Raw genomic sequence first — 14,713 nt, 5'->3', positions numbered from 1 at the left:
CCCGCTATAGCACCAAGCTATTCAACGAGGTCTTCAAGCTCTACAATGCCATCGGCCGCCGTCACCAGGAGGAAGGCTGGGACCTCGACAAGATCTCCCGCCGACATCGCACGACGCCCGAACGGGTTCAGGCCGCGATCAACGGGCCCGTTCTGCGCCGGTCCGCTTCCACGACCTGCGCCATGGCGCGGCGACGATGGCGCACGCGGCCGGAGTCAGCATGAAGGTCGTCTCGGAAATCCTCGGGCATGCGGACGAGGCGTTCACCGCGAACGTCTACGCGGTGGTGGCGGAGGAAACGCCGAGCAGGCCGCAATGTCGATCTCCGGCTTTCTCCAGCGCCGGGAAGGTCGGCGCTCGCCCCGGCTCCCGAGCACAGCGCCGACGTGCGGCTGTGCACCTCGTGTGCAGCCCAGCTAGGGGCGTGACCTGCGGATTTTCCGCTGTTGACCCGATTGTGCAGCCACGGGCCTGTTCCGGGCCCTCAAACGCGACTGCGGGGATGCGTCCAGCGATGCATCCCCGCAGGTCAGCTGGCGGAGGATCGGGGATTTGAACCCCGGATGGGCGGTAAACCCAAACCGCATTAGCAGTTCCATGTCACGCGTACTATGACGTAATTCGTATTCATGTTTCTGCAGGTCAAAACTCCACAGGGTGCACCCAGTCCACCATGATCCACCACAGTTGGTGCCCACCCTGTGCTCACCAGCCCGCCCCGACGACCACCTCCGCTAAGCCCTAACTCGGCACGAACCAGGGTGGCCGGGGCGGTCCGTCAAGGACGCGCCCCGGCCATCCCTTTGTCATCTAGGCCCATCGAGCACGACCGCATTGATACGCAACACCCGTGGGTCCACCCATGTGAGCCCACCCCGGTACAACGCTGGCCGAGAACCCTTCTCCTCAGTACCGTCCGGGCGTCTCATCGAACGTCCCTGTTCTAGCACAGCGGCGATCTCGCTCAACCAGTCCGGCAAGGGCCACCCATCAGAGAACCCTGGAAAGGGTGTGTCCGCCTCGTCAACCGCCCAGCGGCCAAGGTTGCCGTACGTCGTCTCACTCTTGCGCGCATCGACATACCAGCCGTACCAGACGTCTCCAGGGGTTCGTGCGAACGGCAGCAGCCCTTCCTCTCGACCCTCCCATTCTTGTGTAGGTGTCAGGTACTCGCGCACCAGCCAATCGAGTGGCAACATCGCCATGCCGGCCGGGAGAATTCCGGCGACCTCTACCGCGTCATCAGGCGCCGCGTCTTCGTCCACGCCGTCATGGATCCGATACCAAGCCGCCAGCCCCGCAGGAAGCTCCACGCCCATGACCTGCTCCGCCGCAACTAAGGCGGCTTCATCGGCAGGGGGGCGCAGCAATGCGGCAGAGACCGGCGCGTACGCCTGAAGCCAGGTCTCGATCCGGCCCCAGGCCATAACCAGCCGCTCCACACCATCAGCATCGACAGTCATGCGGCGATCCTACGGACGCCAAGGGTGGTCCAAACTTAGGACGTTCTTCGCGTCTGGCGAGGGGTGTCGGACGGACCGACGAGCCAGCAGCGGGGGCGGTACGGTCGGGGCGTGACGCACATCTCTTCCGACCGCACGAAGTGGACGATTCACGGCGAACGCGCGGTCGATGAGAACCGCCACATCCGCCTGTCGGTGGCCAGCGTCGAGCTGCCCACCGGAGTCCGCTTCGATCAGTACGTCCTCCGGTTGCCCCGCTGCGTCATGACCGCCGTGCTGGACGAGGCCGGCGAGAACATCCTGCTGATCTACCGGCATCGGTTCATCATCGACCGTTGGGACTGGGAGGTGCCCGGCGGGTACGTCGATCCGGGAGAGGATCCGGCCGCCGCCGCTGTGCGGGAGGCCGAGGAGGAGACCGGCTGGCGCCCTCGCAGCGTGGAGTTCCTGTACAGCTTTCAGCCGATGATCGGGTCCGCCGACGCGCGGCAGGATCTGTATCTGGCCTACGGCGCCGACCTGGTCGGAGAGCCGCACGCGGACGCTCCTCCTGTCCCACCGAACGTGATCTCGCTGGCCGATCGACGCAAGAAGCGAGATGAACACGCAGGGTAGTCACTTCATGATCCAGTTCGGTGGCTCTGACCTGGGCTCGGTGATACCGCCACGACATCTCGTGCTCACCATGTGCTATCCAGGGCCAGCAAAACGGACATATGGAACGCGACAGGGGTTTCGCCGGAGAATGCGATCTTCGGCGAAACCCCTGGTCAGGTGGCGGAGGATCGGGGATTTGAACCCCGGATGGGCGGTAAACCCAAACCGCATTAGCAGTGCGGCGCCATAGACCGGACTAGGCGAATCCTCCAGTTGCCCTCAGGCTCAGGACAGGCTACCGGTTCGGCGCGCCTACCGGCAAAGTCTGGCCCGGGGCGGCCTGAGATTAGTCCGGATCGCGGGGTTCCGCTCCCGGGGCCGCGGGAGCGGAGCGTCGCGATTCAGCCCAGGCGGAAGCCGGTGTAGCCGCAGGCCTTGCCGAGCTCGTTGCCGTGCTGCTGCATCGCGGTGAAGTTGGGCGAGCCGCCGGAGAGGTTGCCGGAGCTGAGACGTCGCAGGGTGGCGGCCGTGTCGTCGAGGTCGCTCGCGAACTTGGTCGCGGCGGTCTGGACGTCGCCGCCCGCGTTCTGGCCCTCGGTGCGGATCTTGGACGCCGCGTCCGCGAACCTCTGGGCGTTCGCCGCGGACCCGCTCGACGCGCCGCCGGAGGCGACGCTGCGCAGCTCAGACTCGATGTTCTTGCACGCGGTCTTCTTCTTGCCTCCGCCGGTCACGGAGTCGATCGGCCCGCACGCCGTAGAACCGAGCAGCACGCCACCGATGGCGAGGACGCCGACGAGCTTGGTGGCAGACATGCGCATAGGGGTTTCTCCTTCTAGGGGGGTTTGGGACATCGGACGAGGGTAGACCTCGCAGGTCACTCACGTCTCGATTACCCCTTTGGCGCCATCCCGCCACAAACGGTTCCGTGACCCAGATCACAATGCGTCGGGTCGTCGGGCGCTCGGGAGGCAGCGCGCAGGGCGGCCGGTGTCGCCGTGGCGCTGGACGTTGAGTCGCGGGGCGCGACGTCCCCGCGCGGGTCGGTGGCGACAGCGGGACGGTCCACAGGTGCGAGTGCCCTACACTGGAGGGGCGCGGGGCCGAGGAATCATATGCGCAATCACCCACGTGAGAGCTGCTAGACTCTCGCCCCGTTGGTAAAACTCCTGGTGAGAGCCAGGCGGCAAGCACCCGTAGCTCAACGGATAGAGCATCTGACTACGGATCAGAAGGTTAGGGGTTCGAATCCCTTCGGGTGCGCACAGTTCAGAGGTCTCTTCCGATCTTGGAAGGGGCTTCTTGCGTGGGGCTTGGGATTTGATCAGGTCCCGAAGAGGGCTCCATTCGTGGCCTCCACCGCCGCCTGATTGAGCCGATGGCCGTACCTATTCGTCGTGAGCGCGATGGACGTGGGCCCAAGGATCGGCGGACGACGTGCGACCGCGCCCTCCCCGCACCTCAGGTCGAGGCAGTTGTGATTGCGATGAACGGCGACTTCTTGCCTGGTCGATCGTGGGCGTTCGCCCCTCTTCGGCAGCCTCGTGAGGAGCTGCGACGCTTCCCGCTTGCCTCGGTGAGGACGGCGTTCACAGCTCACCCGCGACTAGGCGACCACAGTCCGAGTCGCTTGAGCCGTCGTTTCGCCGCGTGCCGGGTGTCTTGGGACTGAGGCCCGGTACTTTCCAGTGCGATCTCGTGGAGACGCTCGGAAAAGATGACGACTTCCTCGTCCGTCGTCCAGACCACGGCCTTGGAGAGCCAGTGGTCCGACCAAGCGTTCAGGCCCATGTCGATCACGGCCCTCAGCGCTTCGCCTACGTCGGGATCGCCGGCCCCAAGGCGGGCCCGCGCTTCGGACTCGACGTCAATCCGTGGACGCTCCAGGAGCGGTAGCAACCACATGCGGCCCCGGCTGAGTCGAACGCGGGACTCGTTCTCGGTGTCCACGGCCCACGTGCTGCCCACCAGGACCAGCCATGGCCCACTGGCCTTGACCGCCAGAACTGTACGGCTCACCGAGCACATCACGGCGAACAGTCTCCCCTGCACTTCGGACGATCCGGAAGGAGGGACGTCGGCCACGCGGGGTTGGGCGGTGGCTCCCTTAGGAGTTCGAATCCCTTCGGGCGCGCACCGGTCAGAGGTTCCTGGCGATCATCGCGAGGGATTTGGTGTTGGTGGGGCGACGCGGTCGGACGTGTCGAGACGTCCTTCGGAGCCTCGGGGACGTGGGTCATGGGCGGCTGACGTTCAGGATGGCGTGCACCGCGGCGTCGGTGTCGGCCAGGGAGGTCAGGACGATCTCCGCGCCGGCCGCTCTCAGGTCGGCCTCGCTGCTGGCGCCGGACGCGACCGCCACCACGCGGGCGCCGCCCTGGTGGCCGGCGTGCACGTCATGAGGGGTGTCGCCCACCAGGACCGTCCTGGACGCGTCGAACGTCTCGCCGTACTTGAGGGCCGCGCGGTCCTGCGCGAGCCTCACCAGGGGAGGGCGGTCGGCGTGGTCCAGGCCGTACGCGCCGACCTCGACGTCGACGAACCGCTCCAGCCCGAAGGCGCTCAGTTTGCACTCCGCTATCGGCCTCATGTTGCCGGTCAGCACGGACTGCACCACGTCGGACCTTGCGCTGAGCGCCTCCAGCACTGCCCGTGCTCCTGGCAGGACGCTGCCCCGCGCCTTGATCTCGTCCTGCCTGGCGGCGAACGCCCTGCCCAGCGCGTCGGTGAAGCTGAGCATGAGGTCGACCGTGGGCTCGACGTCGTGATAGCGCAGGGTCTCAGCGGTGATCGCCCGGTCCGTGCGACCGGCCATGTCCGCGACCCGCTCGATGGCGCGGCCGGTGAGCTGGTGGAACACGGTGGCATAGATCTCAGCGCTGAGTCCGCGGACACTGATCAGCGTGTGGTCGATGTCCCAGAGCACCAAGGTTCGCACGCACGCATCGTAGGAAACCCATCGCGCGGACGACGCGGCGGGACCGCCGGGCGCGCTCGGTGGCTTAGAAGGTGAGCGAGAACTCCGATATGGAATCGTAGGGGACGGCGCCCCACTGCCTCACCAGGACATCCCAGACGCGCCGCATCAGTGACCAGTCGGCTTCCCTCAGGAGTTGGACGGAGACCATCAGGTCACTTCCCCGGATGCCGTGGGTGTCACCGTCCGGGGTGAGTTCGAGGATCTCCTCGGCCAGCTCACGTGCGCCGGTCCACAGCTCGATGATGAGCGGGCTGGTCATCGTCTTCTTGTCGAAGAGATCGCACCAGGAAGCGCCGGGCTCCTCGCCCCTTTCCCGCACCAGGACGGGGCCACCGCTCTCAGAGACCGCCGCGATGAGTTGATCGAGGGCGTCAGAGGCCGCGACCTCGCCCCGTTTGGCGAAGAACTGCACGTGGTAGCTCATCTGCGCTCCCTGTCCAAGAGCCCGAAGGTATCCCTCGACAAGGACGTTTCTCGGGATGGCCTGTGACCATGGCTCTTCCCGACGACTAGTGGGGGTCCTTGTTGATGTCGAATCCGGACGACTCGTCCCAGGCGACGGCTGCCCATCTGTTGGTCAACGTCCGCCAGATGCGATCGACGAGGGCGTCGTCCATCTCGCCGCTCAGGGTGAGCTGCACTTGGAGGTCGCTTCCCCAGACTCCGGGAGCGTTGTCCGGTGAAGCGTCGATCACCTCTTCGGCGATGAAGGCGACACCCGCATGCATCTCCGTCCGATCCAGCCCGTGGCGATACCGCAGGCGGCGATCTCGTTGACGTAGTCGCCCGTGCCGGGTTTCGCCAGGATGGGAGGCCCCGCCGATTCGGTGAGGTTCACGAGTGCGGACGAGGCGTTCTCCTCGCCGCTGCGGCAGAAGAATGACAGGTGGTAGGCCACATCGGATCCTGGCTCGCGCGCCGTGCTTGTGGCAACAGCCGGGCGGCGGTCAGGCTGTGCGGCGGATCAGGAGGAAGCCGTCCCAGCCTTTGGCGCCCACTGTCTGGATCGCCGTGGCGTGCAGACGTGGATCGCGGGCGATTTCCGCCACGACCGCGCGCACGCCCTGAGTGGAGGCGTCGAGGGTCTCGGAATCGGTGACCGTGCCGTTGCGGACGACGTTGTCGATCACGATCACGGCGCCGGGGCGTGTCAGTGCCAGTGAGGCCCGGAGGTAGGCCGGGTTATTCGGTTTGTCGGCGTCGATGAACACGAAGTCATAGGGCTCAACCGCGTCGTCGATGAGGCGCTGTGCCGATTCGGTGGCAGGGCCCGCCAGGATCTCGACACGGTCGGTGACGCCCGCGCGTTCGAGGTTTTGCCGGGCGACCTCGGCGTTCTGTTCCTCCAGTTCCAGGGTGGTCACATGGCCGCCGTCGCCGACGGCGCGTGCCAACCAGATCGTGCTGTATCCGGCGAGGGTGCCGAACTCCAGCACGCGGGTGGCATCGGCCATCTGGCAGAGCATCCCCAGTAGCTTGCCCTGGTTGGGGGACACCTCCGCTCGCGGCATGGTGGTGCGCGTCCCAGATGTTCGGGCCGCGGTCAGCGCGTCGTCTTCGGCGACGAGGGCATCCTCGAAGTAGGCGTCGACCTCGCGCCAGGTCTGGTCCGATTCGTACATCTCCGGCTGCCTCCTCCGCTGAAACAGCGAACCATGATCCACTTTTGCACAACGAGCCTGCGCACGGCAGGGGCGCCGGCTCAGCCCGTCGGGTCCCAGAGGCCGCCCGCCTCGCCGCGAGCGAGGTGTTCGGCATAGACACCGGCTTTCCAGGCGATGAGGGTGCGGCACTCCTCCAGGGCCTGAATCTGTGCCTCCACGCGTTGCTGATGGGCGTCGAGGAGCCGTAGGCGGTCTGCCTCGTTGCCCGGACCGAGGCGCACCAGCTCGGCGAAGTGTTTGAGGTCGGCGAGCGGCATGCCGGATTCACGGAGTTTGACGCAGATCAGCAGCCAGTCGACATCGACGGGGGTGTAGCGCCGTCGTCCGCCCGCGGTGCGCTGGACGGGCCCGACGAGCAGCCCTTCGCGTTCGTAAAAGCGCAGTGCGTGGACGCTGAGCCCGGTGCGTTCGGCCACCTCGCCGATGCTCAGCTGTTCCGCGCGGGTTTCGGCGGTTTCCATGCCGTCCAGCCTAGGGCTTGATCTAGACCTCGCTCTAGCTCGTAGCGTCGTCGGCATGACCACCACTGATCAGCAGTCGCTCGGCTCCCCGTTCTCCGCTGCCAGTACCGCCGAGGACGTCATGGCCGGCATCGACCTCTCCGGCAGGACCGCCGTCGTGACCGGCGGATACTCCGGGCTCGGCCTGGCGACCACTCGGGCCATGGCGGCCGCGGGGGCCCGCGTCATCGTTCCGGCACGCCGGCCCGGTGTCGCCCGCGCCGCCCTTAAGGGCCTGGACGGCTGCGAAGTGATCCCTATGGATCTTACGGACCTCGGTAGCGTCCGCGTTGCCGGCGCGCGAATCAGCGAATCCCTCGACAGGATCGACTTCCTTATGGCCCTTGCCGGGGTCATGGCCACTCCTGAGTTGCGCATCGGCCCCGGTGGATGGGAGAGCCAGCTCACCGCCAATCATTTCGGACACTTCACTCTCGCGTGTGAGGTTTATCTGCTCCTGGTCGCTGGCGGTGCGCGTGTTGTCGTCAACAGTTCTGCCGGGCACACTCTGACCGACATCCGCTGGAATGACCCGCATTTTCGAACCGGTTATGATAAATGGCTGGCCTATGGTCAGGCCAAGACCGCCAATGCCCTGTTCGCCGTCCACCTCGACGCCCTCGGACGCGACGACGGCATCCGGGCGTTCGCCCTGCATCCGGGCAAGATCATCACCGGTCTCCAGCGGGAGATGAGCCTCCAGGAGCAGATCGACCGTGGCTGGGTGGACGAGCACGGCAACGTGGTCGGCGCCGGTTTCAAGACGCCCTCCCAGGGCGCCGCGACCGGTCTCTGGGCAGCCACTTCTCCGCTGCTGGCCGACCGCGGAGGCATCTACCTTGAGGACTGCGACGTCGCCCGCGTCTCCGCCCCCGGCGAGCCCATGGACGACGGCGGCGTCCGCGAATACGCCATCGCTCCCGAGTCGGCCGCGCGGCTCTGGGACCTCTCCGTCGCGGCGACCGGTGCTGCCCCGGTCCTCCGATGAACCCGGCGTGGTGGCGAGTCGGCTGTCGGTTGGGCGCTGTAGGCCGACGTGGCGCCCGACCGTGTCTCCGGGCTTAGGTCGCCTCAGCGTTCGTCGTGGTCGGGGGATATGCGGAGGTTGTTCGGGTGTTTTATCGCAAATGATCAGCCGGAGGGTTGGAAGGTAGTTGCCTACCGGGATGGGTTTCATATTTGGGAGTTGATCGATGGGGAGTGGCGTTCTGATCAACATGCCCGGTGGGTTGGGCCCCGGACGTGCGCTGCGTTGGGGCTCCTGGCTTGTCGGTTATGTGGTGGTGTCGACCTCTATTTCGCTTTTTAGGGTGTGCCTGCCCAGACTTCGGGGTGGACATGGGTTGAACGAATTGTGTGAGTTTGTCAATATGCCTGCGTGCGTTGCCCGACGCGGTGTTGCCTGCCCGTCATGACAGAAGGGATGGCGGAATGAGCGTCTTCGGAGTGGATTACGCGTGGGGACGGCCCGGCCCGTCCGCGCTGAGGAAGGCGGGGGCGAAGTTCGTCTGCCGCTACCTGTCGCATGACGCGACCGGGAAGAACCTGACGCGCGCCGAGGCGGAGCAGCTGTCGGAGGGCGGCCTCTGGCTGGTCGTGGTCTGGGAGACGGCGGCGTCGCGGGCGCTGTCCGGCAAGGACGGCGGGGTCGCGGACGCGGAGGACGCCGCCAAGCAGGCGCGGGCCTGCGGAATGCCGTCGGATCGTCCGATCTACTTCGCCGTGGACTTCGACGCCGAGTCCGGCCACCAGGCGGCGATCAACGCCTATCTGGACGGCGCGGCGTCCGTTCTCGGACGCAAGCGGATCGGCCTCTACGCGGGATACGGGCCGATCAAGCGGGCGTTCGACGCCAAGAAGATCACCTACGGGTGGCAGACGTACGCGTGGTCGGGCGGGCGCTGGGACTCGCGGGCGCACCTCCAGCAGTACTCGAACGATCACACCGTCAACGGTGTGGGCGTCGACTACAACCGGGCCATGAAGGACGACTACGGGCAGTGGCAGGTCGACCGGGCCCCCAAGCCTCCCTCGTCGCACGCGCCGAAGTGGCCCGGCCGGCACCTCACGCAGCCGCCCGTCATGCACGGTGATGACGTCCGGACGTGGCAGAGGCAGATGCACAAGCGCGGGTGGCGGATCAGCGTCGATGGTGCGTACGGCGCGGATTCGGAGCGGGTCTGCCGCGCGTTCCAGCAGGAGAAGCACCTCGGTGTGGACGGCGTCGTCGGGCCCGCGACGTGGCGGGCCGCCTGGGACGCGCCCGTCAGCTGAAATGTCGGTGGCGGAGGGTAGCGTGCCGACACGTGGGGGTCAGGTATCTCAAGGGGGACGCGACGTCCCCGCAGGCGAAGGGGGTGAAGATCGTCGCCCATGTCTGCAACGACCTGGGCGGCTGGGGGAAGGGCTTCGTCCTGGCGGTGTCGCGGCGCTGGAAGGAGCCCGAGGCGGAGTACCGCCGCTGGTACCGGGAGCGGGCGGGCAGCGGGTTCGGGCTGGGGGCCGTGCAGTTCGTCCAGGTCGAGAAGTACGTGTGGGTCGCGAACATGGTCGCGCAGCGGGGGGGTCAAGCGGAGCCGTAGGGGGCCGCCGATCCGGTACGAGGCGCTCGGACGGTGTCTGGAGGTGCTCGGAGGCAGAGCGGTCGAACTCGAAGCGAGCGTCCACATGCCACGTGTCGGTTGCGGGCTCGCCGGGGGGAAGTGGGAGCTGGTCGAACCGCTGGTGGAGCGGCATCTCACCGAGCGGGGCGTCGAGGTGACCGTCTACGACGCCTAGCCGTCACGCCCGGCTTCGCCACCGACTCTCCGTCGGCCGGCAGCAGTGCCGAGGTGTCGTCTGGGACGCCTGAAGGCCGCAGCATGAGGAGCGAATTCTCCGCCCACATAAGTCGGTGCCGCCTGCGAGTCCCGCTTGGCGCGCCGCGACCAGGTCCCCGGGCGGTCCCCTCGAACACCACCTGCGCGGGCGGGGTATCAAGGCGACCATCACCCAGCCCGCTGACCAGCGCGCCCAGCGCCAGCGTAAAGGCTCGGCCGGGGGCCGCCCGCCCGCATTCGACAAGCTCCAGTACCGGCGCCGCAACACCGTCGAACGCTGCGTGCACAAGTGGAAGCAGTACCGGGCGGTGGCCACCCGGTACGACAAACGCGACTACGTCTACAACGGCACACTCACCGTCGCAGCGATCATGATCTGGCTCCGCGACACCGTCCAAGAGCCATCAGAAACGCCCTAGGGCGCTTCTGATGAATCTTGGGCGGACCCAACGAGCAACGTGGTTGTTGCTGCTGTGGCAGCAGGTCGCCGAGAGGTGGTTTGTGGAGCCGTTCCAGGACCCGCAAGGTCGCCCTGATGATCCATCAGAAACGCCCTAGGGCCGCGTGTGGTGGTGTGGCGGAAGCGGTGCGGCTCAACGTTGGTGGATGCCGCTTTCGCGCCGGGGGCGCCACGTGGGGGTAGCCGGGGGGCTGGGTGCTTGGGGGTCAGGAGGGTGGGGGGAGGGTGATTCTCACGGTGGTTCCGGTGCCGGGGGCGGAGAGGAGTTGCGCGTGGCCGTGGTGGGCGGCGGCGATCGCGGCGACGATGGGGAGGCCCAGGCCCGCGCCTGTGGCGCCCTGCTCGGCGCGGTGGAAGCGTTCGAACGCGCGGGCTGCGTCGTCCGGGGACATGCCCGGGCCCTCGTCGGCGACCTCGATGACGCCCGGGGCGAGGCGGACGGTCGCCGGTGTCCCAGGGGGTGTGTGGGCGCGGACGTTGGCCAGGAGGTTCGCGAAGATCTGGCGCAGGCGCGCCTCGTCCACGGTCGCGATGAGGGTGTCCGGGGCGTCCAGCCGCACGGGGTGGTCGGGTGAGGCGGCCGTCGCGTCGGCGACGGCGTCCCGGGCCAGGACGACCAGGTCGGTGGGGACGGGGTGGAGCGCCGCCCCGCGATCCAGGCGGGCGAGTTCCAGCAGGTCGCTGACCAGGTTGTTCATGCGGTGCGCCTCGTCCTCGATGCGGCGCATCGCGTCGGGCAGCTCGTTCGGGCCGAGGGCGCCGTGCCGGTACAGCTCGGCATATCCGAGGATCGTGGTGAGCGGTGTCCGCAGCTCGTGCGAGGCGTCGGCGGCGAACTCGCGGACGCGCGCCTCGGAGCGGCTCCGGGCCCAGAACGCCTGCTCGATCCGGTCGAGCATCACGTTGATCGCACCGGCGAGGCGGGCGGCCTCGGTGCGCCTGCCGGGGCCCGGCATGCGGGCGCGCAGATCGCCGCCGGTCGTGATCGCGTGGGCGGTGGCGGCCATCTGGTCGAGCGGACGCAGGCCGCGGCCGATCAGGCGGCGGCCCAGGAGCGCCAGGGCGGCGAGCAGGACGGCCGCGGTGGCGACCTCGGTGAGGACGAGGTTGCGGACCGCCGAGGTGATCCCGGTCAGGGGCGCGGCCACGATCACGATGCCGTTGCGCCAGGGGCGCGCCACGGCGCGCAGCCCCGGGAGCGAGAAGGGGGCGAGGTCGCTCGCGCGGGCGTCGAGGGTGGCGCGGTCGATCCGCCGCACCTCGGCGACGGCCCGGTCGGGGTTCGGCGCGTCGCCGCTGAGCACCCGCACCTGGCCTGTGGGCGTGACGGCGAGCACCACGAACTGCGCTGGGGCGGCGCCCCCTTGGGGCGGGCCGAAGTGGGCGATCCGCCCGATGGCCCGGTCGCGGGTGGCCTGGAGCTGCCCGTCCACCCGGTGCATCAGGTAGCCGCGCAGGACGAGCGCGCTCACCAGGCCCATGATCGCCAGCCCGGCGAGCGTGACCGCCAGCAGCCCGGTCAGCAGCCGCGCGTTGAGGGTCATGGCCGCAGCGCGTAGCCCACGCCGCGCTGGGTGTGGATGATCGGCGTGCCGAGCGGGTCGAGCTTGCGGCGCAGGTAGCTGACGTAGGTCTCGACGACCTGGGCGTTGCCGTGGTGTTCCCAGCCCCAGACGCTCTCCAGGAGCTGGGTGCGCGACAGGACCTTCCCGGCGTTGCGCATCAGGTGGGCGAGCAGCCTGAACTCGGTGGGCGACAGGTCGACCCGGGCGCCGCCGCGCCGGACCGTCCAGTGCGCCTCGTCGAGTTCGAGGTCGCCGACGCGCAGCACCCCGTCGTCGCCGGGCGGGGAGGTGCCCGCCGGGGCCGTCCGCCGCAGGACGGCCCGGACCCGCGCGACGAGCGCCTCGATCGAGAACGGCTTGGTGACATAGTCGTCGCCGCCGAGCGTCAGCCCCCGGACGGTGTCGGACGGCGTGTCCCGCGCCGTCAGGAAGACCACCGGGACCTGGTCGCCGTCCGCGCGCAGCCGCCGGCACACCTCGAAACCGTCGAAGTCGGGGAGCATCACGTCCAGCAGGACGAGGTCGGGCCGACTCTCGGCCACCTCCCGCAGCGCGTCCCCGCCGGTGGCGGCGGTGGCGGTCGTGAAGCCGTGGAAGCGCAACGCCACCTCGATGAGGTCGCGGATGTTCGCCTCGTCGTCCACGACGAGCACCCGCCGGCTCTCGCTCATCGGCCCCCGCCCGCCCTCGGTTTCACGCCTGTCGTCCGCTCACCGGCTCCAGGGCTCCGCGGCCGGTCTCGGGTTCAGCCTGGTGCCCGCCGCCGCCTCCCGTCCAGTGCCGGCGCACGCTGGGGCGGGCCGGTCAGGGCTTCTTGGGGGCGCGGACCAGTTTGGCGGTGCGGGTGTTTCCGGAGCGCTCGCCGAAGACGAGGACCTGGTCGCCGTTGGCCAGTGCGGAGAGCGCGGACTTGTCGCCCTCCTTGCGGATCACGGTCTTCGCGTCGGTGGTCCAGGTCCAGGACACGCCGTCCTCGCTCCGGACGGTCAGGGTGGCGCCGGAGCGGGCGGTGACCGCTCCGCGCTGCCAGGTGGAGAGGTGGAAGCCGTCCTCGCGGCGGACGGTCGCCTCGCCGTGGACGCCTCGGAAGTCGCCCATGCCGTGCCGCCTCGGGTGGGCGTCGCCGTTTCGCTGGTGCATTCTCCAGGGCGCCCCCGACGGCTTGGACGAGGGCGACTCGGATGCGGACGGGCTCGGGGTCGGGTTCGCCGCCGCCGCCGGTACCGCCAGGTAGAGGCCGAGGCCGAGGAGGCCCGCCGACCCTATCCCGGCCGCGAGGGTCTTCTTGTTGGTGCGCATGGCCACATGTAACCGGGGATGCCTGGCAGAAGCCCTCCCAGAATCCTGGGAGAACCCTGGGAATCGGCGCTCGGTTTCGTGGAAGGCGCGGCGAAGAGGGAGCGTGCCTCCTTCGAGGGGATTGTGATGTGGGTCTCAGTTTGGGGTGAGGTGTCCTCCGTTCCGGGTGCGCCGGGAGTAGGGACGGTGAACGAGGGGCGGAGGACGGGATGACGGATCGTGCCTGTTTCACCGACTACGTCGAGGAGCATTCGGAACGTCTGCTCAGGACCGCGTACCTGCTGACCAGGGACTGGGCTCGCGCCGAGGACCTGCTCCAGACGGCGCTGGCCAAGGCGTGGGTCGCGTGGGGGCGGATCCAGGACGACCCGGGCCCGTACGTCTACCGGATCCTGACGAACACGCACGCGTCCTGGTGGCGGCTGCGGCGGCGGGGCGAGGTGCCGACCGAGCACCTGCCCGAGGTGCCCGGCGCGGACATCTCGCAGGCCGTGGACGACCGCGAGGTCATGTGGGACGCGCTCGGGCGGCTCTCGCCCCGGCAGCGTGCGGTGGTCGTCCTGCACTACTTCGAGGAGATGTCGGTCGAGCACGTCGCGGTCGTCCTCGGATGCACGGGTTCCACGGTGAAGACGCAGCTCCGTAGGGCTCTTATCCGGTTGCGGGTGGATCCGTCCCTGCACGTGTTGAAGGAAACGAGGTAGCGGTGCCTTACGCAGAGGAAGAACTGGCGACCGTTCTACGGGATCTCAGCGGGGGCGCCTCCCCCAACCCTGGCCGAGTCGACCAGGTCGTGCGCAGAGGGCGGGCCATCCGGCGCCGGCGGCGGGGCGGGGGGCTGGCCGCCGGGACGATGGCGGTCGCCGCCGTGGCCGCGCTGACACTGAGCCCCGGGACGGGGAACCGGCCCGTGGACGACGCCGTGCCGGTCGCGGTCCGGTTGCCCCTCAGGGTCGCGGCGCCCGAGGCGACGCGGCGGAGCGAGGCGCTGTCGCTGGTGCAGAGCGTGCGGCGGCAGCGGATGGGGGAGATGGCCGCGCTCCGCTTCACCGCGCGGAGCGCGAACACGCTGTTCAACGTGCGGTGCGCGGTGCCGAACTCCTGGCTGATCACCCGCCTCGACACGCCCGGACGTCCCGGGAGCGTCGGACGGTGCGGCCCGGACGACAACGTGTCGCAGCTCGACAAGCGGTCGGCGGGGCCGGGGTGGGTCGGGTCGGTACGGACCCTGGAGGTCTGGGTGCTGCCGCCGCAGGCGCCCGTCACCACGGAGACCAGCCCGGCCAGCGTCGCGCTCATCGCGTCCGAGACGGGGCTGTGGGACGGCGCCTGGGCCGTCGGCATCTACGACCGGACGACCTGACCC

The 14,713-nt window shown here is 68.7% G+C and carries 18 protein-coding genes, 2 tRNA genes and 1 pseudogene; 9 read left to right on the top strand and 12 right to left on the bottom strand.

Annotation, left to right across the window (positions count from 1 at the left end; genetic code table 11):
* The first annotated feature begins 19 nt into the window (after window positions 1–19).
* Complete coding sequence (locus GNZ18_RS31235) at window positions 20–556, top strand: tyrosine-type recombinase/integrase (RefSeq protein ID WP_312874874.1); 537 nt, start codon at window positions 20–22, stop codon at window positions 554–556.
* Between the two features lie 250 nt (window positions 557–806).
* Here GNZ18_RS31235 and GNZ18_RS31230 read toward each other — a convergent pair whose 3' ends face one another.
* Window positions 807–1,463: an SMI1/KNR4 family protein gene (locus tag GNZ18_RS31230; RefSeq protein ID WP_156220240.1), complete on the bottom strand. Its 657-nt coding sequence runs from the start codon at window positions 1,461–1,463 to the stop codon at window positions 807–809.
* A 111-nt stretch (window positions 1,464–1,574) separates the two neighbouring features.
* On the opposite strand from GNZ18_RS31230, the gene GNZ18_RS31225 reads away from it, so the two are divergent.
* Window positions 1,575–2,078 carry an NUDIX domain-containing protein gene (locus GNZ18_RS31225; RefSeq protein WP_312874857.1) on the top strand — a complete coding sequence of 168 codons (504 nt, stop codon included), beginning with the start codon at window positions 1,575–1,577 and terminating at the stop codon, window positions 2,076–2,078.
* Window positions 2,079–2,238: 160 nt separating this feature from the next.
* Here GNZ18_RS31225 and GNZ18_RS31220 read toward each other — a convergent pair.
* Together GNZ18_RS31220 and GNZ18_RS31215 are read right to left on the bottom strand one after the other, a co-directional pair.
* Window positions 2,239–2,331, bottom strand: a tRNA-Ser gene (locus GNZ18_RS31220).
* Window positions 2,332–2,461: 130 nt separating this feature from the next.
* Complete coding sequence (locus GNZ18_RS31215; RefSeq protein WP_246250787.1) at window positions 2,462–2,875, bottom strand: hypothetical protein; 414 nt, start codon at window positions 2,873–2,875, stop codon at window positions 2,462–2,464.
* Window positions 2,876–3,250: 375 nt separating this feature from the next.
* Between GNZ18_RS31215 and GNZ18_RS31210 the strand changes: the two genes are divergently transcribed.
* Window positions 3,251–3,323 (top strand) — tRNA-Arg (locus GNZ18_RS31210).
* A gap of 333 nt (window positions 3,324–3,656) precedes the next feature.
* Here GNZ18_RS31210 and GNZ18_RS31205 read toward each other — a convergent pair.
* From GNZ18_RS31205 to GNZ18_RS31180, 6 genes are all read right to left on the bottom strand, one after another.
* The gene (locus tag GNZ18_RS31205) at window positions 3,657–4,010 is read right to left on the bottom strand and encodes a hypothetical protein (protein ID WP_156220238.1); all 354 of its coding nucleotides are present in this window, start codon (window positions 4,008–4,010) and stop codon (window positions 3,657–3,659) included.
* Between the two features lie 286 nt (window positions 4,011–4,296).
* Window positions 4,297–4,998, bottom strand: coding sequence for an HAD family hydrolase (locus tag GNZ18_RS31200; protein ID WP_216651499.1), 702 nt, complete (start codon window positions 4,996–4,998; stop codon window positions 4,297–4,299).
* A gap of 64 nt (window positions 4,999–5,062) precedes the next feature.
* Window positions 5,063–5,464, bottom strand: coding sequence for a hypothetical protein (locus GNZ18_RS31195; protein ID WP_156220237.1), 402 nt, complete (start codon window positions 5,462–5,464; stop codon window positions 5,063–5,065).
* An 85-nt stretch (window positions 5,465–5,549) separates the two neighbouring features.
* The gene (locus GNZ18_RS31190) at window positions 5,550–5,768 is read right to left on the bottom strand and encodes a hypothetical protein (protein ID WP_156220236.1); all 219 of its coding nucleotides are present in this window, start codon (window positions 5,766–5,768) and stop codon (window positions 5,550–5,552) included.
* A gap of 219 nt (window positions 5,769–5,987) precedes the next feature.
* On the bottom strand, window positions 5,988–6,662 hold the full coding sequence (locus GNZ18_RS31185; protein WP_156220235.1) for an O-methyltransferase: 675 nt from the start codon (window positions 6,660–6,662) through the stop codon (window positions 5,988–5,990).
* A gap of 80 nt (window positions 6,663–6,742) precedes the next feature.
* Window positions 6,743–7,174, bottom strand: a complete 432-nt coding sequence (locus GNZ18_RS31180; protein ID WP_374225429.1) for a MerR family transcriptional regulator — start codon at window positions 7,172–7,174, stop codon at window positions 6,743–6,745.
* Between the two features lie 46 nt (window positions 7,175–7,220).
* Between GNZ18_RS31180 and GNZ18_RS31175 the strand changes: the two genes are divergently transcribed.
* From GNZ18_RS31175 to GNZ18_RS31160, 4 genes and pseudogenes are all read left to right on the top strand, one after another.
* Window positions 7,221–8,192 carry an SDR family NAD(P)-dependent oxidoreductase gene (locus GNZ18_RS31175; RefSeq protein WP_156220233.1) on the top strand — a complete coding sequence of 324 codons (972 nt, stop codon included), beginning with the start codon at window positions 7,221–7,223 and terminating at the stop codon, window positions 8,190–8,192.
* 443 nt (window positions 8,193–8,635) lie between these two features.
* A complete protein-coding gene (locus GNZ18_RS31170) occupies window positions 8,636–9,478 on the top strand; it encodes a glycoside hydrolase domain-containing protein (RefSeq protein ID WP_156220232.1) in 843 nt (280 codons plus the stop codon).
* A gap of 32 nt (window positions 9,479–9,510) precedes the next feature.
* Entirely contained in the window at window positions 9,511–9,786 is a 276-nt protein-coding gene (locus GNZ18_RS42670) for a macro domain-containing protein (protein WP_246250786.1), read from the top strand.
* Between the two features lie 374 nt (window positions 9,787–10,160).
* Window positions 10,161–10,442: pseudogene (locus GNZ18_RS31160) on the top strand (hypothetical protein); the annotation flags it as partial.
* A 247-nt stretch (window positions 10,443–10,689) separates the two neighbouring features.
* Here the strand turns inward: GNZ18_RS31160 and GNZ18_RS31155 are convergent.
* The 3 genes from GNZ18_RS31155 to GNZ18_RS31145 all read right to left on the bottom strand — a co-directional run bounded on the left by GNZ18_RS31155 (window position 10,690) and on the right by GNZ18_RS31145 (window position 13,347).
* Entirely contained in the window at window positions 10,690–12,027 is a 1,338-nt protein-coding gene (locus GNZ18_RS31155; RefSeq protein ID WP_156220230.1) for a sensor histidine kinase, read from the bottom strand.
* Window positions 12,024–12,719, bottom strand: coding sequence for a response regulator transcription factor (locus GNZ18_RS31150; protein ID WP_156220229.1), 696 nt, complete (start codon window positions 12,717–12,719; stop codon window positions 12,024–12,026). Before GNZ18_RS31150 ends, GNZ18_RS31155 begins: the two co-directional genes overlap by 4 nt.
* A gap of 133 nt (window positions 12,720–12,852) precedes the next feature.
* The gene (locus GNZ18_RS31145) at window positions 12,853–13,347 is read right to left on the bottom strand and encodes a DUF5666 domain-containing protein (protein ID WP_156220228.1); all 495 of its coding nucleotides are present in this window, start codon (window positions 13,345–13,347) and stop codon (window positions 12,853–12,855) included.
* Window positions 13,348–13,556: 209 nt separating this feature from the next.
* Here GNZ18_RS31145 and GNZ18_RS31140 point away from each other — a divergent pair, with 209 nt between their 5' ends.
* Together GNZ18_RS31140 and GNZ18_RS31135 are read left to right on the top strand one after the other, a co-directional pair.
* A complete protein-coding gene (locus GNZ18_RS31140; RefSeq protein WP_156220227.1) occupies window positions 13,557–14,051 on the top strand; it encodes a SigE family RNA polymerase sigma factor in 495 nt (164 codons plus the stop codon).
* Between the two features lie 89 nt (window positions 14,052–14,140).
* Complete coding sequence (locus GNZ18_RS31135; RefSeq protein ID WP_156220226.1) at window positions 14,141–14,710, top strand: hypothetical protein; 570 nt, start codon at window positions 14,141–14,143, stop codon at window positions 14,708–14,710.
* Window positions 14,711–14,713 lie beyond the last annotated feature (3 nt).

The sequence above is a fragment of the Actinomadura litoris genome, assembly GCF_009733595.1.
Classification (GTDB): Bacteria; Actinomycetota; Actinomycetes; order Streptosporangiales; family Streptosporangiaceae; genus Spirillospora; species Spirillospora litoris.
The sequence above is the reverse complement of the archived record's forward strand: the minus strand, read 5'-3'. Positions and strand labels throughout refer to the sequence as shown.

Coding starts and splice junctions, on each gene's coding strand:
- GNZ18_RS31175 (WP_156220233.1), top strand. CDS start 7,221: ATGACCACCACTGATCAGCAGTCGCTCGGCTCCCCGTTCTCCGCTGCC.
- GNZ18_RS31185 (WP_156220235.1), bottom strand. CDS start 6,662: ATGTACGAATCGGACCAGACCTGGCGCGAGGTCGACGCCTACTTCGAG.
- GNZ18_RS31155 (WP_156220230.1), bottom strand. CDS start 12,027: ATGACCCTCAACGCGCGGCTGCTGACCGGGCTGCTGGCGGTCACGCTC.
- GNZ18_RS31150 (WP_156220229.1), bottom strand. CDS start 12,719: ATGAGCGAGAGCCGGCGGGTGCTCGTCGTGGACGACGAGGCGAACATC.
- GNZ18_RS31190 (WP_156220236.1), bottom strand. CDS start 5,768: ATGCATGCGGGTGTCGCCTTCATCGCCGAAGAGGTGATCGACGCTTCA.
- GNZ18_RS31170 (WP_156220232.1), top strand. CDS start 8,636: ATGAGCGTCTTCGGAGTGGATTACGCGTGGGGACGGCCCGGCCCGTCC.
- GNZ18_RS31230 (WP_156220240.1), bottom strand. CDS start 1,463: ATGACTGTCGATGCTGATGGTGTGGAGCGGCTGGTTATGGCCTGGGGC.
- GNZ18_RS31140 (WP_156220227.1), top strand. CDS start 13,557: ATGACGGATCGTGCCTGTTTCACCGACTACGTCGAGGAGCATTCGGAA.
- GNZ18_RS31215 (WP_246250787.1), bottom strand. CDS start 2,875: ATGTCTGCCACCAAGCTCGTCGGCGTCCTCGCCATCGGTGGCGTGCTG.
- GNZ18_RS31145 (WP_156220228.1), bottom strand. CDS start 13,347: ATGCGCACCAACAAGAAGACCCTCGCGGCCGGGATAGGGTCGGCGGGC.
- GNZ18_RS31195 (WP_156220237.1), bottom strand. CDS start 5,464: ATGAGCTACCACGTGCAGTTCTTCGCCAAACGGGGCGAGGTCGCGGCC.